Genomic DNA, 20483 nt, shown 5'->3' with positions numbered 1-20483 from the left:
CCCCACCGAACCCGAGGAGCGTCCCCTGAACACCGCCTGCGCGGAGGCCCTGTCGATCGCCATGCTGGCCCTGGTCCTGGTCGGCGCGGTGGTGCGCCCCTGGGGCTGGCCGGAGGCCGCGCTCGCCCTGCCCGCGGCCGCCCTGCTGATCGTCACCGGAGCCGTCCCGCTCGACCACGCGAGCGCCGAGGCCGCCCGGCTGGGCCCGGTGATCGGGTTCCTCGCCGCCGTCCTGGTGCTGGCCCAGCTGTGCGACGACGAAGGGCTCTTCCACGCCTGCGGGGCCTGGATGGCGCGCAGCGCGGCCGGGCGGCCGCAACGGCTGCTGGTGCAGGTCTTCGTCGTCGCCTCCGTGGTGACGGCCGTCCTCAGCCTGGACGCCACGGTCGTGCTGCTCACCCCGGTCGTCCTCGCCACCGCCGCCCGCCTCGGCGCCCGCCCCGCCCCGCACCTCTACGCCTGCGCGCACCTGTCGAACACGGCCTCGCTGCTGCTGCCCGTCTCCAACCTGACCAACCTGCTCGCCTTCACCGCCAGCGGCCTGAGCTTCAGCCGCTTCGCCGCGCTGATGGCCCTGCCCTGGCTGGTGGCGATCGCCGTCGAGTACGCGGTGCTGCGCCGCTTCTTCGCCGCCGACCTGGCCGCCGGGGCCGAGGCGCCGCCGCCCGGCGAGGAGCCGCGGATGCCGCTGTTCGCCCTGGTCACGGTCGGCTGCACGCTCGCCGGGTTCGTCGTCGCCTCGGCGGTCGGGGTCAACCCGGCCTGGGCGGCGCTGGCCGGGGCCGCGGTGCTGGCCGTGCGGGCGCTGGTCCGTGGCCGCACCACGGTGGCGGCGATCACCCGCTCCGCCGCCGTGCCCTTCCTGGCGTTCGTGCTGGGGCTGGGCGTCGTGGTGCGCGCGGTCGTCGACAACGGGCTGGCCTCCGGGCTCGCCCACCTCATCCCGGACGGCACCGCGCTGCCCGCCCTGTTCGGCCTCGCCGCGCTGGCCGCCGTCCTGGCCAACGTCATCAACAACCTGCCCGCCACCCTCGTCCTGGTGCCGCTGGCGGCGCCGGCCGGCCCCGGCGCCGTCCTGGCCGTGCTGCTGGGCGTCAACATCGGCCCCAACCTCACCTACGCCGGGTCGCTGGCCACCCTGCTGTGGCGGCGCATCGTCCTCGACCAGGGCGGCGAGGTCAGCCTGCGGCAGTTCACCCGCCTGGGCGTGCTCGCCGTCCCCGCCACCCTGGCCGCCGCCGTCCTGGCGTTGTGGGCGTCCCTGCAGCTCATCGGGACGTGACGGCGCACCGGGACGTGACGGCGCACCGGGAGGGGAGGGCGGGGGCCGCGGCGCCCGACCTCCCCTCCCGCGGTCAGTACTCGGAGCTGGGCGCGGCCGCCGTCGGCCCGAGGTCGGGGGCGTCGCGCAGCTCCACCGCTGAGCCGGGCCGGTCGAGTTCGAGGACGACCAGCTCGTTGCCGCCCGCGTGCCACAGCGGCGCGGGGGCGTAGAGGGTGCGCTGCGGGCCCTCGGCGCTGTGGCGTCCGAGCAGGAAGCCGTTGAGCCACAGCAGGCCGCGGCCCCAGCCGGGCAGGGCCACGAAGGCGTCGGCGGGGGAGTCGAGGACGGCCGTGTAGCGGTGGAACGCCGGACGGCCCTCGGGCAGCTCCTCGTCGTCGTAGCGCAGCCCGGCCAGGTCGGTCAGCGGCAGCGGCCGGATCTGCCAGCCGAACAGCCGCTGGCCGCCGTGCGAGACGCCGCGGGTGATGCCCTTGCGGTCGTCCATCTGCGGGCCGTAGTTCACCCGCCCGAGCGCCTCGACCAGGACGTCCAGCACCACCCCGTCCTCGCCGGTGGCGAGCTCCAGCGTCTCGCCGGGGGAGTTGCGGTCCAGCACGCCGAGCAGCCGCCCGTCCGCGAAGACGTGCGCGCGGTCCGCCAGCCCGTCGATGCGCAGCGGCAGCCCGGGCCGGGGTCCGGGCACCCGGGTGCTGTAGTGGATCAGCCCGCGGTCCTGCCCGAGCTGCTCCATCGGCAGCGGCGCGGCCCGCTCCGCCACCCGGGACAGCACGTCCAGGTGCTCCAGCAGTCCGGCCCGGCCGTCCGCCCGCTCCAGGTGCTGCGGCGCCACCCGGGGCGGGTCGGCGGGCAGCTCGCCGGGCGGCAGCGGCAGGTAGCGGCCGATGACCTCGCGCAGGGCGTGGAACTTCTCCGTCAGCTCGCCCGCCTCGCCGATCGGCGCGTCGTAGTCGTAGCTGGTGACGGTCGGCTCGTACCCGGCGTCGCACGGGTGGGCGCCGGAGTGGTTGGCGCCCGACCACAGGCCGAAGTTGGTGCCGCCGTGCGCCATGTACAGGTTGACGGAGGCGCCGGTGGCCAGCAGCTCGTCCAGCGAGGCCGCGGTCTCCTTCGCGTCGCGCACGTGGTGCGGCAGGCCCAGGCGGTCGAACCAGCCGATCCAGAACTCCATCGCCGCCAGCGGCCCCTGCGGCTGCTGGCGGCGCAGCACCGCCAGGCGCTCGGGCGCGCGCGAGCCGAACGTCGCGGTCGACAGGTGTCCGGGGATCGTGCCGCCCTGCTGCATGGTGTCGTGGGCGCCGTCGGTGGTGAACAGCAGGCAGTCCACGCCCCGGCGCACCAGCCCGTCCCGCAGGTGCCGCAGGTACGCGGCGTCGGTGCCGTAGCTGCCGTACTCGTTCTCCACCTGCACCGCCACCACCGGGCCGCCCCGGCTCGCCAGCAGCGGCAGCAGTTCCGGCACCAGTGCGTCGAACCAGCCGTCCACCTCCGCCAGGTACGCCGGATCGGCGCAGCGCAGCCGCAGCCCCTCTACCGCCAGCAGCCGGGCCGGCAGCCCGCCGAACTCCCACTCCGCGCAGATGTACGGCCCCGGGCGCAGGATCACGTCCAGGCCCAGGTCCCCGGCCAGGCGCACGAAACGGGCCACGTCCCGCCACCCGGTGAAGTCCACCTCCCCGCGCCGCACCTCGTGGAAGTTCCACGGCACGTATGTGTCCACCGTGTTCACGCCCAGCGCCCGCAACCGCCGCAGCCGGTCCTCCCACAGCGCGGGATGGACCCGGAAGTAGTGCAGTGCCCCCGCCACGATCCGGTGCGGCACCCCGCCGCGCAGGAACCCGGTGGCGTCGTACTCCAGCATGCGCAGACCCGCTTTCAGTCGCCCGACATCGGAAGGCGAACCCGCAGGTCGAGGGCCCGCCGGACCCCCACCACCCACAGCCCGCCCCACCTGCGGCCCCGAGCCTAACGAACCCCGCCCGCGGGGGCCCGAACCTCCACCCTGTCCGCACCAGTACACCGGTGACCAGCTCACCAAGGTCTGCCCGCCCGGAGTCGCCCTGGCCGCCGACAAGGGCTGCACCGTCTACGAGTACGGCACCGGCTCGCGCTACCGCACGGCCGTGCGCGACGCCGGCCCCAGCGGCTACTGGCGCCTCGGCCAGAGCGACGGCTCGACCGTCGCCAACGACGCCCAGGTCAAGGACGTCACCTGGGGCGCGCCTGGTGCGATCGCCGGCAGCGGCGACGGCGCGGTGACCTTCAACGGACGCTCCACCTCCTACGTCGAGCTGCCCAACCGCGCCATCACCTCCTCCGTCAACCGCAGCGTGGAGCTGTGGTTCCGCACCGGTGCGGCGGGCGTGATCCTCAGCATGCAGAACCGGGCCATGGGGGAGGACCCGTACAACGTCGTCCCGACGATCTACGTCGGCTCGGACGGCAAGCTGCGCGGCCTCTTCTACGGCATCAACGGGGCACCGATCGCCAGCTCGGGCACGGTCACCGACAACGCCTGGCACCACGTGGTGCTCACCGGGGCGAGGGACAACACGGCCCTGTTCCTGGACGGAGCCCTGGTGGGCACCGACCGCGGTGAGATCAACTACCTCAACATGGACCGCGCCTACCTCGGCGGCGGCTACACCGGCAACTGGCCCGGTGGCAACGGTGGCTCGTCCTGGTTCAACGGACAGATCGACGAGGTCGCGGTCTACGACTACCCGCTCACCGACCAGACCGTCGCCGACCACTACGCCCTGCGCACCGGCAGCTCCCAGCTGACCAAAACCACCCTGCCCACCGGCCGCACCAGCGCCCAGGTCACCTACGACCCCACCACCGAACGGGTCACCAAGGTCACCGACGCCGCCGGCAGCGACTGGAAGGTCTCCGAACCCACCTTCAGCGGTGGATCGTTCCTCTACAACAACGCCGTCAAGGCCTCCGGCCCGGCCGGCTACTGGCGCCTGGGCGAGCGCGACGGTGCCACCGCCACCAGCGAGGTCGGTAACGGCCTGGCAGGAAGCTACGGTGACGGCGTCACCAAGAAGGCCCCCGGAGTCTTCGCGCCCACCGACGACACCGCCGCACGCTTCACCGGATCGGACAACTCCCAGGTCGAGATCCCCCAGGACCTCCTGCACGCCAAGACCGACCTGGCCGTCGAACTGTGGTTCAACACCACCACCCCCGGCGTCCTGATCGGCGACCAGAGCCGAAAGATCGACGACCCGGCAGGCGTGGGCGGATCCTGGGCCCCGGTCATGTACGTCGGCACCGACGGCAAGCTGCGCGGCCGCTTCTGCTGCACCGCCCCCGAAGGGCTCACCTCCGCGACCAGCGTCACCGACGGCGCCTGGCACCACGCCGTGCTCTCCGTCCAGGGAACGGCCCAGACCCTGTACCTCGACGGTCAGGTTCTCGGCACCCAGACCGGTGGGGTCGACCACCAGCAGAACAGCCACACCTACATCGGCGCCGGATTCACCCGGTACTGGCCCGCCACGTCCGGCGACATCAGCCACTTCACCGGCACCATCGACGAAGTAGCCCTCTACCAGCACCCGCTGACCGACACCGACGTCGTCGCCCACTACCGCGCCCGCAGTGCTCAGGTATCCGGCCAGGGTGTCGGCTACCGCGGCGCCGTGGTCGCCGACTCACCCGGAGGCTACTGGCGCCTGGACGAGACCGGCGGCACCACGGCCGCCAGCGAGGTCGGCGCGATCAAGGGCAACGGCACCTACACCGTCGACGCCAAGGCCGGCACCACCGGCGCCTTCGGCCCCGGCGACGGGCACGCGGCCGAGTTCAACGGCACCAACAGCTCCTACGTCAGTCTCCCCACCCCGATCCTCCAGACCCAGAGCGACGTCGCCGCGGAGATGTGGTTCCGCACCGGCGGACCGGGCGTGCTCCTGAGCGAAGGCAACCAGACGAGCGGCAACACGGTGCCTGTCCTCTACATCGGCACCGACGGCCGCCTGCGCGGAGTGTTCTACGGCATCAGCGGCACCCCGATCACCTCGGGCGGCGCGGTCACCGACGGATCCTGGCACCACGCGGTGATCAGCGCAGGCCAGGGCACCCAGTCCCTCTACCTCGACGGCACCCTGGTCGGCTCCGCCGCCGGCGCCGCGAACCACCTCGACATGGACCGCATCACCCTGGGCGGCGGCTACCTCGGCAGCTGGCCCGGCGGCAACGGCGGGTGGTCCTGGCTGACCGGCCAGATCGACGAGGTCGCCTTCTACCAGCACCCGCTCAGCGCCGAACGCGTCGCCGCCCACTACCAGGCGCGCTCCGCCTCCTCGGCCACCGAACTCGCCTCCCGCGTCACCCTCACCGACCCGGCCGGCAACACCACCACCGACATCCACGACGTCACCCGGGGCAACCGCCTCATCTCGCGCACCGACGAAGCCGGCAACACCACCAGCTACACCTACGACACCGGCGGCTTCGTCCACACCGTCACCGACCCCAACGGCCACTCCACCGTCAGCGGCCAGGACGCCCGCGGCAACACCATCTCCTTGACCACCTGTCGCGACGTCAACTCCTGCTGGACCTCCTACACCAGCTACTACTACAACGGCGCGAACCCCAACGACCCGCGCAACGACAAGCCCACCGAGACCCGCGACGCCCGCTCCACCGGGCCAGGCGACACCACCTACCGCACCACCGTCGCCTACACCGCCCTCGGCCTGCCCGAAGCCACCACCCGCCCCGACGGCCGCACCACGCGCACCAGCTACACCACCGGCACCGAACCCGCCTACAGCGGAGGCACCACCCCGCCCGGCCTGCTCGCCACCGAGACCACCGCTGGCGGCGCCGTCACCGCCTACGCCTACTACGCCTCCGGCGACCTGGCCCGCACCACCCTGCCCAGCGGTCTCACCATCACCTACGGCTACAACGCGGCGGGCCGCAAGATCTGGGCCACCGAGACCTCCGACGCGCAGCCGGGCGGCGTCACCACCACCTACCAGTACGACGAACTCGGCCACCTCATCACCCAGACCGGGCCCAAGGTCACCGACGCCGTCACCGGTGACAGCCACCAGACCCGCACCACCCTCGTCCTCGACGCCGACGGCCGCCCCACCAGCACCACCACCGCCGACATCCTCGGCAACGACGGCTCCCGCACCGCCACCACCACCTACGACAGCGCCGGCCGCATCGACACCGACACCGACGCCGCCGGCAACACCACCCGCTACGGCTACGACACGCTCGGCCTGCGCACCCGCGTCACCGACCCGCTCGGTCAGGTCACCCGCTACACCTACACCCCGCGCAGCCAGCCGGCGACCACCGTCGTCGAGGGCTGGAACGGCGACGGCAAGGGCGTGCGCGACCTGACCCTCGAATCCCGCGCCTACGACCCGGCCGGCCGTCTGGCCTCCGTCACCGACGCCATGGGCGCCGTCACCAGCCACACCTACTTCGACGACGGCCTGCCCGCCACCACGACGGCCGAGAACGTCACCCAGGCCGACGGCACCAGCCACTCGATCGTCCTCGAGGCGAACGAGTACGACGGCGCCGGCTACCTGGTCAAGCGCACCACCGGCGGCGGACGCACCACTCTCGTCCAGACGATGGACCCCTCCGGCCGCCTCACCCAGAGCGTCCTCGACCCGGCCGCCCTCAACCGCACCACCATCCTCGGCTACGACGCCGACGACCGCGTCACCACCAGCACCCTCAAGGTCAGCGACACCGAGAACAGCGTCCAGACCAACACCTACGACACCGCGGGCCGCCTGACCCGCACCCAGCTCGCCTCCTCCGCCAGCGGCCCCACCGCCGTCAGCACCTTCAGCTACGACCAGCGAGGCCTGCTCACCGCCAGCACCACGCCCAACGGCAACGCTCCCGGAACCGACCCCGCCTCCCGCACCACCAACTACCAGTACGACACCCTCGGCCGCCTGATCACCACCACGGCCCCGCAGGTCTCCGTCGAGAGTGCCGGAGCGACCGCCACCACCCGACCGACCACCACCACCGGCTACAACGCCTTCGGCGAGGCAGTCTCCACCAAGGACCCGCTCGGCCAGGTCGTGCGCACCACCGTCGACCAGCTCGGCCGCGTCACCGAGAGCCGCCTGCCCTCCTACACCCCGCCCGGCTCCAGCACCGCCCTCACCGCGGTGCGACGCGTCGAGTACGACAAGCTCTCCCGCGTCATCACCAGCACCGACGCGGCCGGCCGGCGCACCACCTTCGGCTACGACCGACTCGGCCACCAGATCCAGCGCGTCGAACCCAACTCGCTCGGCGCCCTCCAGCCTCCGGTGGACGACAACCCGCCCACCTGGAACGCCACCTGGACCCCCACCGGCCTCCAGCTGTCCGCCACCGACCCGGTCGGTGCCCGTACGGAGTCCACCTACGACCAACTCGGCCGCCCCCTCACCGCCACCGTCGTCGAACGCCAACCCACCCCGCAGAACCTGACCACCAAGTTCACCTGGGACGACGCCGGCAACCGCACCGCCCTCACCACCCCGGCCGGCAGCACCACCAGTGCCACCTACAACCCCGCCGGTCAGCCCCTCACCGCCACCGACCCGGCCGGGCGCGTGACCAAGACCGAGTACGACGGCCTCGGCCGCGCCGTGCGTGCCAGCGCCCCCCTCGGCGAGTCCGTGCGCACCCGCTACGACGCCCTCGGCAACCCCGCCACCACCGAGAACCTCGACCCGGCCGGCACGGTGCTGCGCACCACCAGCGCCACCTACGACCTGGAGGGGCGTGTGCTGACCAGCACCAGCCCCACCACCGGAGCCGTCACCAGCACCGACTACGACGCGCTCGGCCGTCCGGTCAAGGTCACCGAACCCGTCGCCGCCGGCCAGGCCATCACCACCACCCTCGGCTACGACGCCTCCGGCAGCCGCACCCGCCTGACAGACGGCAAGGGCAACACCACCGTCTACACCTTCAACACCTGGGGTCTGCCCGAGTCCACCGTCGAACCCGCCACCACCGCCCACCCGGCCGCCGCCGACCGCACCTGGACCACCGCCTACGACGTGGCCGGGCAGGCCGTGCGCAGCACCGAACCCGGCGGCGTGGTGCGCACCAGCAGCTACGACCCGGCCGGACGCCTGGTCCACGAGAGCGGCACCGGCGCCGAGGCGGCCACCACCGACCGCGACCTCGCCTACGACAAGGCCGGGCACCTGATCCGGCACAACTCCTCCGCCATCAACGGCCAGCAGTACGCCTACAACGACCGCGGCCTGCCGACCAAGGCCGGCACCGACCTCACCGCGCCCAACCAGACCTGGGAGTACGACGCCGACGGACGCATCACCAAGCGCTGGGACAAGGACACCGACCTGACCGTCTTCGGCTACAAGGCCGACGGCCAGCTCGACTGGGCCAACAACCCCAAGCTGAAGACCCAGAACTGGTACGGATACGACGACGACGGCCGCCTGAACAAGCAGTTCTACGTCGCGCCGGACCCGGCCGACCCGGCCAAGCTCAAATCCACTTCCGAACGGCGCCTGAGCTACGACGCCCTCGGCCGGCTGAGCGGCGACCAGGTCCTGGCCGGCAACCCCGCGGCCACCGCACTCACCGGCACCACCTACGAGTACGACCTCGACAACCGCTTGACCCGCAAGACCGTCAGCGGCGGCGCCACCGACCCGGTCAAGGACAACCACTACGGCTACGACCAGGCCGGCCGCCTCACCTCCTGGAGCGTCGACGGCACCACCACCGCGTACGAGTGGGACGCCGCCGGCAACCGCACCAGGAACGGCGCCGCCACCGCGAGCTACGACGAGCGCAACCGCCTGCTCTCCGACGGCACCAGCACCTACACCTACGACGGCCTCGACCGCGTCACCAGCCGCAACGCCGCCCGCTTCAGCTACGACGGCGCCTCCAACAGCGTGACCGGCGACGGCACCTGGACTTATGCCCGCGACGCCGCCGGCAACCTGCTCGGCGCCTCCAAGGGCAGCACCGCCGTCCGGGTCCGCACCGACCAGCACACCGACGCCACCACGACCCTCGACGCCAACGGCACCACGGTCACCGGCACCACCACCTACGACCCCTTCGGCAAGCCCGCCAGCACCACCGGCACCACCACCAGCCTCGGATACCAGAGCGGCTGGACCGACCCGGATTCCGGTGACGTCAACATGGCTGCTCGCTGGTACCGCCCGGGCACCGGCTCCTTCACCTCCCGCGACTCCTGGCTCCTCGACCCGTCCTCCTCCGCCCAGGCCAACCGCTACACCTACGGCAACGCCAGCCCCCTCAACGGCACCGACCCCTCGGGGCACGAGAGGGTCCTCGGAGGAGGGTTCGGTGTGGGTGCCGCGACAGCACCCGGCACTTCTACTGGTGGCGGCGGCGCATTCAGTTGGGGGAGCGCTGTATCAGCGACAGGCGCCCTCGTCACCGGGATCGCGGCCACAGGCACGGCCTGGGAGCTCTACCAGCGGCACCTGCAATCCCAGAGCGGCGCCAGTGCCGCGGCCGGCTCCTACGCCGCCTCCACCGCCTACGTCGACGACATCGCCTTGGAAAAGGCGGAAGCCCGGGCCCGAGCTGCGGCCCGCCCCCGCCCCGTGGACGTCCCTGCTGACCCTCCCAGTGAGGGGCCCGGTCCCGGTGGTGACGGTCCGGGTCCTGGCCCAGGTCGTGGCCCGGGCAAGGACGGCGGTCGTGGCACTGGCGGCGGAAGGTGCATGGTTATGTGCTCGCCGCGAGTCTATGAAAAGAAGAAGGAGGCAGATAAGAAAAAGGACAATGGGCAGACCAAGGGGCCGCTCTGGGATCCGTCCAAGGCTGCAGTGGAGCGTCCGGTTCCCCGGATCGACTGGATTGGCAGGGACATCCGTGAGCTCTTCGGCATCATTGCCGCCTCCTACACCGCGGCTGACATGCTGAGCATGCTGACGCTCACTCCAAACGTGGCGCCGACCCCCGATACTCAGACCGCCCCCGGTGCTCAGCCGGGGGCGGGTTCAGGTCAGCCGGCCCGCCAGCCGCGGAGTTGCCTGGACCAGCGCCCGGCGGGGGCAGTGGATGACAATGGCCAGAAGGGGGGGTGGATCGACTACTGGGCTATGGAGGATGTGGTGGCCTCGGGGGCCTCAGCTACCCAACGTCCTACGGGAGCCCACGCCTGCCTGGCTGGCGCTCCGAGCGGAAGCCGCGGTACCCGCGCGAGAGGCAATATTGCTGGGTGGCAGGACGCGCAGAACATCGCAGCCGCTAACGGATTTCCTCTTTCAAGTGATCCGTTGGCTCGTTGCCACTTCATCGCCCGGGAGTTTGGTGGAACTGGAACGGACAACAGGAATCTTGCGCCTTGCTTTCAAAAGGCGGCAAACACGGGCGTGATGGATAGCTTCCGAGAGTTCGAGGAACATGTCAGAGACGCGATGAGAGAAGGGCAGATCGTTAATTACACGGTCATTCCCCTTTACCGCACCTCCGCCAGTACCGTCCCGTTTGGATTCTCCTTGCTCGCCTATAGTCAATACCCCAGCGGGGTGCCTGACATGATGGAATACACCTACGTGGACAACGCTCGCCTCAACGGTAGGAACCAGGCGATCTCCCTAGGAAACTAGCTTCTTCGAACTGGACAGAGGATGAATGTGGAACTTCAACAGTTGACCCGGCTCCTCGGCGATCCCGCCTCGCGACCTGCGGCGACGCCGTGGCACAGGTCCGTCGAGGAGGTCGGGTTCGCCTTCCCTTCGGATTATCGGGAGTTCGTGGACCGGTATGGGTCGGTGCGGATCAACGGTGAGCTGTCCGTGTGGGTGCCGACGTGCACGTCCTACGATGGCGGGCCGGTGGTGGGCTTCCCCGGTTTCGTGTGTCTGACGACGGAGGGGATCGCCGCCGAGCTGGGCGCTGACGGAGACTGTCCCTATCCAATTCACCCCGAGTCGGGTGGTCTGCTCTCCTGGGGGTCCAACCCCAATGCGGACCAGTTCTTCTGGCTGGCCGAGAGCGAAGAACCGGATACCTGGCCGGTGGTTGCTTTCTACCGGAGCCTGGAGGAGTGGGACCGGTTCGACGGAGGCTTCGCGGCGTTTCTGCTCGGCGTTGTCGACGGCACGTACGCATATGCGGACGAGGTGGCACCTGGCGACCCCGACGAGCCGCTGTGGCGGAGCCAAGGCGACTGGGGTGGCCTGGCGTAACCGTGGTGGGGGCGTGTCTTGAATGACGGAACGGGGGCGGGCGCCGGTCGGCGCCCGCCTCCGTTGCGGTGGTGGGGGGTCAGCTCCAGGGGTTGGCGGGCTGGTCGTTGATGGCGGTCCAGAAGCGGGTGCCGGTGGGGAGGGTGCCGTTGGCCCACAGGCCCCAGCCGGAGGCGTCGTGGAACTCGGCCATGCGGAAGCCGGTGCCGAAGGCGGTGGCGCAGGTCTGGTCGGCGGTGGCGCGGCTGGTGAGCCGGCTGCCGGGCAGGGGCTGGGTGGCCTTCACCTCGCCGCGGGCCCAGCTGTGGTAGCCGCCGGTGGGGACGCCGGCGGGGGCGGGGCGGCCGTCCTGGCGGATGCACAGCAGGGGCAGGACGGTGGTGGCCGGGGTGTCGCCGGTGTAGGGGTTGCTGGTGGCGAGGTCGTCGAAGCCGACGTGCACGACGTTGTCGGCGCGCTGTTCGAGGGTGGCCCAGGTCATGCCCTTGTGCTGGGCGGGCCGGCCGCCGAACAGGGCGTCGTAGGTGCTGCGGTAGACGTTCCACTGCTGGTAGGAGCCGCCGTCGCAGCCGCGCATGACGATCTTCCAGCCGCCGAAGTTCTTGCGGGAGTTGTCCAGGCAGTCGGAGCTGGAGACGTTCTTCAGCCGCAGCCCGACCAGGTCGTACAGGGGTGCCTGGGCCTGGAAGGGGGTGATCTCCCACTGCTGCGAGGTGGCGCCGTTCACGCAGCCGACGAGGGTCGGGAGGTCTCCGGAGGTCAGGCAGTAGGCCGGGTTGACGGCGCTGTTGACGGTGTACCGCTCGGGGTATCCCGGGACGGGCTTGATGACCCACATGCCGGGGTTGTCGGACGGGGCGCAGGGGTGCATGTCCTGGATCCCGGCCAGGGACCCGTCCGGACAGCGCTCGGAGTACTGGTTGAACAGGACGGTCGAGGGGGTGTCGGCCGAGGCGGCGCCGGGCAGCAGGGCCAGGCCGCCGAGGGCGAGGGTGAGGCTGAGGACGACACGCCGGACTAGCGAACGCACGGGCTCTCCAGGGAGCGAGACGACGGGGATGCGGCGGTCGGACCGGAAGGCACGGGGGTGCCCGCCGGGCCGTCCGCCGCCGTCAGCTTGTCAGTGTGCGTTCAATGGCTGGTATCCCAGATTCCTGGGGTGGTGGCGCGTCGCCCCGCCCTGCTACCGGCCCTGCCCGACCGGGGGCGTCAGACCGCCGTCAGGGTGTCCGCCAGCCAGGGGGTGATCACGGCCATCGCCTCGCCGAAGCGCGAGATCGCGCAGTGCCCGGTGTCGGGGATCAGCACGACCCGGGTGTCCCGGCGGCCCTCGAACACCAGGGTGTCCTCCAGCGGGACGTGCACGTCCTCGGTGCCGTTGACCACCAGCATCGGCCCGTTGGCGTCCCGGTCCAGCAGCGGGCGCAGGTCGAAGGCGGCGAAGGCCGCCTCGCGCTCGGCCGTGCCCGGCGGGGCGTCGAAGCCCAGGGCGTTGCCGACGATGCCGTCCATGCCGAAGGCGAAGCCGCGGCCCGGGGCGAAGGAGCGCTCCACCGGGCCGCCGAGCACCACGGAGGCGTCCACCGCGCCGGTCAGGCCCGTCCGGGCGGAGTAGTGGCCGCCCATCGAGATGCCGAAGTGGCCGACCCTCCCGTTGCCGGCCGCACGGGCGTGGGAGACCAGCCCGGCGACCACCTCGGCCCCGCCGTCCGGGGTCATCGGCAGGTGGGCGCTCTCGCCGGTGCCGGCGAGGTCGAACAGCAGGAGCCGCGCCGGCAGGGCGAGCGCGAGCTGCTCCCAGATGCCGTGCAGGTCGGTCTTCCAGGAGTCCACGCCGCCGCTGGCCAGCACGACCGGCGCGTCGGCGGGCAGGCCGGGGGCGGCCATCAGGTGGACCGGCAGGGTGGTTTCGCCGCCACGGTAGGGGACGGCGAGCGTGCGGCGCTCGAACTCCACCGGGAAGCCGGGGGCGGCGAGGACGTACTGCTCGACCTGGCGGGCGAGCGCGGCGCGCTTCGGATCGTCGGCGAGCGAGGGGAACTTGGCCCAGCCGTACGCCTGCGCGGCCAGGCGGTGGCGCCCGGCCGCGGCGTGCCGGGCGGCCAGGGCGGACCACTCGTGCACCCAGCCGCCGGGCCGGTCGGGCCACATCCCGGTGACGGCGGCGCGGACCGCGTCCACCTCGTCGGCGGGCAGGCCGAGGGTCATCTGCGGGTAGCGCTCGACGAACAGGTCCTGCGGGTCCAGGGGCCAGGTGAAGGGCATGGTGGTGCCTCCTGCTGCGCTTAAAGCCGGAACTCTTGCCTTAGTGACTATGCGCCCGGGACGGCGCTTAAGGCAAGAAGTCCTGCGTTAAGGTGGTGGCCGAGGTGATCGACACATGACCGAGCACGCACCGGAACCGATCCGCCGCCGCCCGGGCGGCCGCGCCGCACGCGTCCGCCAGGCCGTCCTGGCGGCCGCCCTGGACGTGCTGGTGGAGGAGGGCATCACCCGGCTCACCGTCGCCGCGGTCGCGGCCCGCGCGGGAGTCAACGAGACCACGGTGTACCGGCGTTGGGGCAGCCGGGAGAAGCTCGTCCTGGACGCCATGCTGGCCGGCAGCGACGAGGGAATCCCCGTCCCCGACACCGGAGCCGTCCGCACCGACCTGGCCGCCTTCGCCCGCGCGCTCGCCGAGTACCTCGCCACCCCGGCCGGCCGCGCCGTCGCCCAGGCGGCCGTGCTCAGCTCCGACGGGCCCGGTGCCGGGGCCGGCCCCGGCACCGCCCGCGACCCCGAGCTCGCCGAGGCCTGGCAGGCCTTCTGGCGCTCCCGCCTCGACCAGGCCGGAGTCATCATCGGCCGGGCCGTCGAGCGCGGGGAACTCCCGGCCGGCACCGACACGGCCCTGGCGCTGGAACTGCTCTGCGCCCCGGTCCAGACCCGCGCCCTGCTCGGCCACCGCCCGATCGAACCGGACCTGCCGGAGCGCCTGGCGGACCTGGTGCTGGACGGCCTGCGGGGAGGGTCCGGGGGCTGACCCCGGGATCGTAGCCCGGCTACCCGGTTCCGGGTCCGGGTGTCCTCGTTCTGGCGGCGCCGATCCCTGTGCAGCCCGTCAGCCCGCCCGCCTGCCCGCCTGCCCGCCAGCCGTCAGTCCGCGGCCAGGATCTCCACGCCCTGCGCGGCGAGCCGGTCGAGGACCGGGTGGTGGCGGTCGGCGTCGGTGATCAGGCCGCTGACGTCCTCCCAGGGCAGGACACGGAAGCGGGAGGCGGCGCCGATCTTCTCGGACGAGGCGAGGACGTAGGTGTCCGCGGCGCGGGCGGCCAGGGCGCGCTTCATCGCGGCCTCCTCGGCATCGCCGGTGGTCAGTCCGGCCTCGGGGTGGACGCCGGTGACGCCGAGCAGGAACAGGTCGGCGGACACGTTCAGGGCGGCCTCGGCCGCGGCGGCGCCGCAGGTGACCGCGGAGTGCTTGAAGAGGCGGCCGCCGAGGAGGAAGACCTCGGCGCGGGGGTGGTCGAGCAGGGCGGCCGCGATCGTGGGGCTGTGGGTGATCACGGTGCAGTCCAGGTCCGGCGGGAGGGCGTGGACGACGGCGAGGGCGGTGGTGCCGCCGTCCAGGATCACGGCGCCGCCCGGCCGCACCAGCGCGGCGGCGACCGCGGCGACCCGCCGCTTGCCGTCCGGGGTGACGCTCTGGCGGGCGGCGTAGTCGGCGACGGCGGGGGAGGCGGGCAGCGCGCCGCCGTAGACCCGCTGGCACAGCCCTTCGGCGGCGAGGTCGCGCAGGTCGCGGCGCACGCTGTCCTCGGAGATCCCCAGGTCGGCGGCCACCTCCTTGGCGACGATCTTGCCCTCCCGGGCGAGCAGTCCCAGCAGGTGGTCACGCCTCTCGGCAGCCAGCATCCGCGTTCTCTCCTGTTCTTGCACGTTTCTGCGTGTATCGTAGCGCGCCATGACCGACCAGCCCACGACCGACCAGCCGATGGCGACCGACCAGCCCACGACCGACCAGCCCCTGCTCGTCCTCATCGCCGGCCCCTACCGCTCCGGTACCGACGGCGATCCGCAGGCCATGGCCGCCAACCTCGCCCGCCTCGAAGCCGCCGCCTGGCCGGTGTTCGCCGCCGGGCACGTCCCCGTGATCGGGGAGTGGATCGCCCTGCCCGTACTGCGCTCGGCCGGCGCGGGCCCCACCGACCCCCTCGCCGACCAGGTCCTCTACCCGACCGCCGAGCGCCTGCTCGCCCACTGCGACGCCGTGCTCCGGCTCCCCGGCGACTCCGCCGGAGCCGACCAGGACGTCGCCACCGCCCGTCGCCGCGGCCTGCCCGTCTTCCACGACGCCGCCGAACTCCCGCGCCGCACCCCGCAGGAGAACGCGTGAACCCCCGCCCCGGTATCGACACCCCCGACCACCGCGGCCGCACCGGCCTCGACGAGGCCGGCCGCGACCTGCACCGCAACCCCGGCGTCCTGGTCCGCGACGTGGAGCTCACCTCCCGGGGCTGGCACGTCCTGCGCCGCACCACCTTCGACTACCGCCGCCGTGACGGACGTTGGGTCACCCAGCAGCGCGAGACCTACGACCGGGGCAACGGCGCGGTCGTCCTGCCCCACGACGTCGAACGCGGCCGCGTCCTGCTCACCCGCCAGTTCCGCTACCCCGCCTACGTCAACGACCACCCGGACGGCATGCTCGTCGAGGCCGCGGCCGGGCTCCTCGACGGCGACGACCCGCTCGCCGCCATCCGGCGCGAGGCCGCCGAGGAACTCGGTGTCACGCTCGGACCGCTCACCCACGTCCTCGACGCCTACATGAGCCCCGGCTCCGTCACCGAGCGCCTGCACTTCTACGCCGCCCCCTACACCCCGGCCGACCGCACCGGGGACGGCGGCGGACTCGAGGCGGACGGCGAGGACATCGAAGTCCTCGAACTGCCCTTCACCGAGGCCCTCGCCATGGTCCGCGACGGACGCATCACCGACGGCAAGACCGTCCTGCTCCTGCAGTGGGCCGCCCTGGACGGGCCGTTCGCCGCAACGGCCGCGGCTTCGCCCGCCGCCTCGTCCGCGGCTTCCCCCGCCGCCTCGCCCGCCGCCTCGTCCGCCGCCCGGTGACCCACGGCGGCGGCCGGACACGTCCGCAGGCGTCGGATCCCGCGCTCCGCCAGTAAAAACCCCTGGTGGAGGGCCGGCCGGCCCAGGAGGATACGGCCATGCGCGACACCTTCGACGACCCCGAGACGCGAGACTTCCTCAAGCGCTACGCCGTGCCGGGGCGGTGGCAGTTGCGGCTCGGCCCTTCCCTGTTCCGCCGGGACGACGCCGAGCGGGACCGGACGGCGCAGCAACTCGCCCGGGCGGCGGGTGAGGTCACCCCACGCGTCCTCGACGTCCTGCTGGAGGGCGGCTGGCGCGACCGCAAGGTCGCGACCTGGCTGATCGTCGTCTCCGGCCGGACGGAGTACCGCGAGCGGATCGGCGAACTCCTGCTCGCCAGCGAGGGACCCTACGTCGGTGCCTCCTACTGCGCGGCCCTCGCGGTCTTCGCCACCGAGGCCGACGCAGCCCTGCTGGTCGCCTACCTGGAGCGGTACCTGCGCAGGCCCGACCTGTCCTACGACCAGCTGTTCGCCATGGTGGCGCTGCTCCACCTGGACGGGGAGTCGGGGCGCGACGACGCGCTCAGGTTCCTCGCGCCGGGCGGCCTTTGGGAGCAGTGGTGTGCCGCCCGGGCCGCCGAACGCGGGACCCGGACACCCGACCCGCAGGCCTGCCTGCCCGCGGTGGAGCAGCTGTGCGCCTTCGCCCGCAGCACCGCGCGGCTGATGGACGAACCGTCGCACCGGTGACCGGAATCGGAGACCCCAGGGCAGCCGGCCGGCGACTTCGTCGAGCCTGTCGTCGGCGGCTTCCTGGAGCGTGTCGTGGCTTCGGACCGGACGGACGAGGGCCGTCGTTCCGGTCCGCGAGCCGGCCGGTATCGGACGGTCGGCGGCCGGGCTGACGCGTCCGTAGGCCTGGACCGACCGGCGGACCCCGCGCCGGAGCGGGTCGCCTCGGGCCCTTCGCCGCCCGGGCCGTCGCTACCCGGCCGCGTCCTGCGCGACGAGCCTCTGCGCGTCGGCGACGTGCCGGCTGACGCCCTGCGCGAACGCCGTCAGCTCCTGCGGGTGCGCCGCGATGTACTGCCGGTCGTAGGCGGCCTGGACGGCGACCGCGATCCCCATGAAGTCGGTGGACCGCTTGCAGGCGTCGTCGGCGGCCGCGGTGGCGAGCTCGGCCGGGGTGTGGTCGGCGGGCGCTGCGGCGCCCTGCGTGCGGCCGCTGCGCCAGCGCGGGTCCATGTAGGCGTCCGCCGGGGTGGCGTAGGCGAAGCCGCGGTCCTTCATGCAGTTGCTCCACTGCCGGTCGGCGGCCACGACGCGAGGGTCCGTCAGGGGCTCCTGCGGGCCTCCGCCGGGCAGGGCGGAGGGGTCGGAGGTCAGGAACACCGCTCCGCCGACGGCGTCCAGTCCCTCCTGGAGGCAGCCGCCCCTGGGGACGGCCCGGCCCTGGAAGTCCGCGACCGGGGTGCCGGTCGCGTCCCGCCCGGTGAGCACCTGCACGGTGGCGGGGGAGGCGGGCTGCCCGGTGCCCGTGGCCACGACGGCGTCGTAGCCGGTGGTGGCGACACGGTCGGGCGCGAAGTAGCCGTAGAGCCGGGAGCGGACGTCCCCGTCGGCGGGTTCGGCCCGGGCCGGGTCCGGGCCGGGCGGCTCCGTGATGCCCAGCCGCCGCAGGCAGCGGGCACTCGTCAGGTAGGCGGCCCGTTCCACCGTGCGGCTCTGCGCCGCGGTGGGGAGGTAGGCGTCGATCGGGCGCACCACCTGGGCGACGCCGGTGATGGTGGGGATGTCGCCCAGCTGCGGGGGCGCCGGGCGGGTGCCGCCCGTGCCGCCGCCCGTTCCGCAGCCCGCGAGGGCCGTCAGCAGGAGGAGCGTCAGGGCCGAGGTCGTGGAGCGCTTCATCTTTCCGTCCTCCGGGAGCGGGCGCGGCGGAGCGGCACCCGCCACGGGCGACTGCGGGTCGGTGGCGGGTGCCGGATTCACGGACCGGTGGGGCCGGTGGTCACGTCCAGTTCGGGTTGTCGATCTCCAGCGCGTAGGTGATCACGCCGCCGAGGTAGCCGGTGGACTGACCGGGCTTCAGCTTGATGACGCCGCTGGAGTTGTAGAAGGCGGCCCAGTTCCACTGGGTCGACTCGTAGATGACGTGGTCGATCTGGCCTATCCCGAACAGGCTGCTGGTGTTCTTGTAGCCGATGGAGCCCGCGGCACAGTAGTTGCCGTTGCCGCTGGTGGTGACCGTGAGCCCGTTCGTCGGGCAGCCCACCCCGCCGATGGCGTTCGCCGGTGCCGCCACGGCCACCCCGGCCAGGGCGAGGCCTGCGGTGGCGGTGAGGGTGAGGAGCTTCCTGCCGATCTGCATGGGGAATCCTTCGGTCGAGGTGTCCGGTGTCGAGCCGCCGGGGTGATCGCGGCCCATGAAGAGCGTCGCCGTCGGGGCGCAAGGACGGCGCGAGCCCCTCGACCGGGGATCGAGCAGCCACGAAACCACCCCGAAGTTGCACGGAACACGACATGTTCGCCCACCGCCGGCCATCGACCCTCGGGGGAGAGCGACGATCGCCTTGCGCTCCACCGTGGAGGCCCCGCCCCCGGCACCGCGCCCCCGGCCCGGCGAGCGCCGCCGTCCACGCCGCCGCCCGCAGCGGCGCCGCGCCGGTGCGGGTGCCCGGGTTCGGTGCGGCGTCGGGGTCGGCCGTCAGGATCCGCCTCCACGAGGTCGGAGGTCATGCCACCACCGCTTCCGCCGGAACGCCTGGCGAACGGGGCGCCGAAACATATGGTGCGCTGCTCGGATCTCCTTGCGATCATGGGATTCTCACCTACCAGACCTGGTAGGTGAGAGGACAGGACGGTGCGTGCGGCCAGCACGCGTACCGGTGCCGCGCTCCGTGCCTGGGGAGGTCGACCGGCGGCTCGGAGCAAACGAACCGAACTCGCACCTGAAGCGCACCAAGGCTGTGGCGGGCGGACCACCCGGTATGGACGGCGCAGACACCTGGGAGGACGTGGACGTGATGATTTCCTGCCACGACGGGCGACCTCCGTGTACCCGCTGGCAGGCCGGCCGTGGTGCGGGCACCCACTCCGGGGTCGTTGCCAAGTAGTCTCGCTCCGGAGGAGAGGAGTGCCGCAATGAGTCAGCCGGTGCACGATGGAGTGGAACTGATCCCCCGACCCGAGCAGAGTCCGGCCGCGCTCAAGGCCGCACTGGCCGTCGTCGCTCCGGACCGGCTCCCGGAGATGATCGACGGGCAGACGAGAGCGATGGCCGAGGCCATCGAGGCCGGGAGCGTCCAGCCGATCCGCTCGTTCGTCACACACTGGGCCGCCGTGGTGGAGATCGAGCGGTACCCGGCCACCGCTCAGGCCTACCACCGGGCGAACTACCTGGCCAACCACGCCGGCACCGTCCACGAGTGTCGCGAGCACGCCACCACCGTCGCCGAGGTCTACCGCGCGGCCTACGCGGCGGTGACCGCATGACCTGGAGCTGGGAATACCTCCCCAGCGAGCAGCACGTCACCGCTGGCGCTCCCGCTGAATTCCTTGCCGCCGTCGAGCGACGGGCTGCCGAACTCGTCCGCGCCGCTGCAGCGTTCTGCCTGGACGGCACCACCTATCAAGGCAGCGGCGAGCCGATGCGCTACCTCGACGTAGCAGGCGGCCTCGTCGCCCACTACGTCGTCCCCCGCCTCGAACTCGTCGTGATCTGCCAGGTCACGCCGCCACCGACCCCCTGTTCGTAGCCCGGGCTCTCGCGTGGGGCCGGTCCGCCCGTGTGGGGTTGACGGCGAGCGCCCCCCCGGCCGGCCGGCCGGGGGGGGGGCGCCGGCCCCCCCCGCGGCCCCCGGGGGGGTTGAACCCCCCGCCCCCGGGGCGCGGGGGGGGCGG

General features: G+C 72.7%; 15 protein-coding genes. 9 read left to right on the top strand and 6 right to left on the bottom strand.

Annotated elements, in window-relative coordinates; all coding sequences use genetic code 11:
* Nucleotides 1-61: 61 nt before the first annotated feature.
* On the top strand, nucleotides 62-1282 hold the full coding sequence (locus ACIRS1_RS06340) for an SLC13 family permease (protein ID WP_402837293.1): 1221 nt from the start codon (nucleotides 62-64) through the stop codon (nucleotides 1280-1282).
* A 73-nt stretch (nucleotides 1283-1355) separates the two neighbouring features.
* Here the strand turns inward: ACIRS1_RS06340 and ACIRS1_RS06335 are convergent, their stop codons facing one another.
* Nucleotides 1356-3143 (bottom strand): beta-galactosidase family protein, encoded by a 1788-nt coding sequence (locus tag ACIRS1_RS06335; protein ID WP_402837291.1) that lies wholly within the window; start codon nucleotides 3141-3143, stop codon nucleotides 1356-1358.
* Between the two features lie 262 nt (nucleotides 3144-3405).
* Between ACIRS1_RS06335 and ACIRS1_RS06330 the strand changes: the two genes are divergently transcribed.
* On the top strand, nucleotides 3406-10908 hold the full coding sequence (locus ACIRS1_RS06330) for a LamG-like jellyroll fold domain-containing protein (protein ID WP_402837289.1): 7503 nt from the start codon (nucleotides 3406-3408) through the stop codon (nucleotides 10906-10908).
* 27 nt (nucleotides 10909-10935) lie between these two features.
* Nucleotides 10936-11490 (top strand): hypothetical protein, encoded by a 555-nt coding sequence (locus tag ACIRS1_RS06325; protein ID WP_402837287.1) that lies wholly within the window; start codon nucleotides 10936-10938, stop codon nucleotides 11488-11490.
* 79 nt (nucleotides 11491-11569) lie between these two features.
* Here the strand turns inward: ACIRS1_RS06325 and ACIRS1_RS06320 are convergent, their stop codons facing one another.
* Nucleotides 11570-12520, bottom strand: coding sequence for a hypothetical protein (locus ACIRS1_RS06320; RefSeq protein WP_402837285.1), 951 nt, complete (start codon nucleotides 12518-12520; stop codon nucleotides 11570-11572).
* Between the two features lie 179 nt (nucleotides 12521-12699).
* On the bottom strand, nucleotides 12700-13755 hold the full coding sequence (locus tag ACIRS1_RS06315) for an alpha/beta hydrolase (RefSeq protein ID WP_402837283.1): 1056 nt from the start codon (nucleotides 13753-13755) through the stop codon (nucleotides 12700-12702).
* A gap of 115 nt (nucleotides 13756-13870) precedes the next feature.
* Here ACIRS1_RS06315 and ACIRS1_RS06310 point away from each other — a divergent pair, with 115 nt between their 5' ends.
* A complete protein-coding gene (locus tag ACIRS1_RS06310) occupies nucleotides 13871-14512 on the top strand; it encodes a TetR-like C-terminal domain-containing protein (RefSeq protein WP_402837281.1) in 642 nt (213 codons plus the stop codon).
* A 113-nt stretch (nucleotides 14513-14625) separates the two neighbouring features.
* On the opposite strand, the gene ACIRS1_RS06305 is transcribed toward ACIRS1_RS06310, so the two are convergent.
* A complete protein-coding gene (locus ACIRS1_RS06305) occupies nucleotides 14626-15384 on the bottom strand; it encodes a DeoR/GlpR family DNA-binding transcription regulator (protein WP_402837279.1) in 759 nt (252 codons plus the stop codon).
* A gap of 79 nt (nucleotides 15385-15463) precedes the next feature.
* Here ACIRS1_RS06305 and ACIRS1_RS06300 point away from each other — a divergent pair, with 79 nt between their 5' ends.
* The 3 genes from ACIRS1_RS06300 (at nucleotide 15464) to ACIRS1_RS06290 (ending at nucleotide 17333) form a co-directional block, all read left to right on the top strand.
* Nucleotides 15464-15865 (top strand): DUF4406 domain-containing protein, encoded by a 402-nt coding sequence (locus tag ACIRS1_RS06300; RefSeq protein WP_402837746.1) that lies wholly within the window; start codon nucleotides 15464-15466, stop codon nucleotides 15863-15865.
* The gene (locus tag ACIRS1_RS06295) at nucleotides 15862-16599 is read left to right on the top strand and encodes an NUDIX domain-containing protein (RefSeq protein ID WP_360210608.1); all 738 of its coding nucleotides are present in this window, start codon (nucleotides 15862-15864) and stop codon (nucleotides 16597-16599) included. Before ACIRS1_RS06300 ends, ACIRS1_RS06295 begins: the two co-directional genes overlap by 4 nt.
* A gap of 98 nt (nucleotides 16600-16697) precedes the next feature.
* The gene (locus ACIRS1_RS06290; protein ID WP_402837277.1) at nucleotides 16698-17333 is read left to right on the top strand and encodes a DUF6000 family protein; all 636 of its coding nucleotides are present in this window, start codon (nucleotides 16698-16700) and stop codon (nucleotides 17331-17333) included.
* 234 nt (nucleotides 17334-17567) lie between these two features.
* Here ACIRS1_RS06290 and ACIRS1_RS06285 read toward each other — a convergent pair whose 3' ends face one another.
* Nucleotides 17568-18491: a hypothetical protein gene (locus ACIRS1_RS06285; RefSeq protein WP_402837275.1), complete on the bottom strand. Its 924-nt coding sequence runs from the start codon at nucleotides 18489-18491 to the stop codon at nucleotides 17568-17570.
* A 100-nt stretch (nucleotides 18492-18591) separates the two neighbouring features.
* Complete coding sequence (locus ACIRS1_RS06280) at nucleotides 18592-18951, bottom strand: hypothetical protein (protein WP_360210602.1); 360 nt, start codon at nucleotides 18949-18951, stop codon at nucleotides 18592-18594.
* A gap of 785 nt (nucleotides 18952-19736) precedes the next feature.
* Here ACIRS1_RS06280 and ACIRS1_RS06275 point away from each other — a divergent pair.
* Nucleotides 19737-20075: a hypothetical protein gene (locus ACIRS1_RS06275; RefSeq protein WP_360210600.1), complete on the top strand. Its 339-nt coding sequence runs from the start codon at nucleotides 19737-19739 to the stop codon at nucleotides 20073-20075.
* On the top strand, nucleotides 20072-20338 hold the full coding sequence (locus ACIRS1_RS06270) for a hypothetical protein (RefSeq protein WP_402837273.1): 267 nt from the start codon (nucleotides 20072-20074) through the stop codon (nucleotides 20336-20338). Before ACIRS1_RS06275 ends, ACIRS1_RS06270 begins: the two co-directional genes overlap by 4 nt.
* Nucleotides 20339-20483 lie beyond the last annotated feature (145 nt).

The sequence above is a fragment of the Kitasatospora sp. NPDC101176 genome, assembly GCF_044768035.1.
Lineage (GTDB): Bacteria > Actinomycetota > Actinomycetes > Streptomycetales > Streptomycetaceae > Kitasatospora.
Note: the sequence above shows the minus strand (reverse complement) of the source record. Positions and strands in the feature narration are given on the sequence as shown.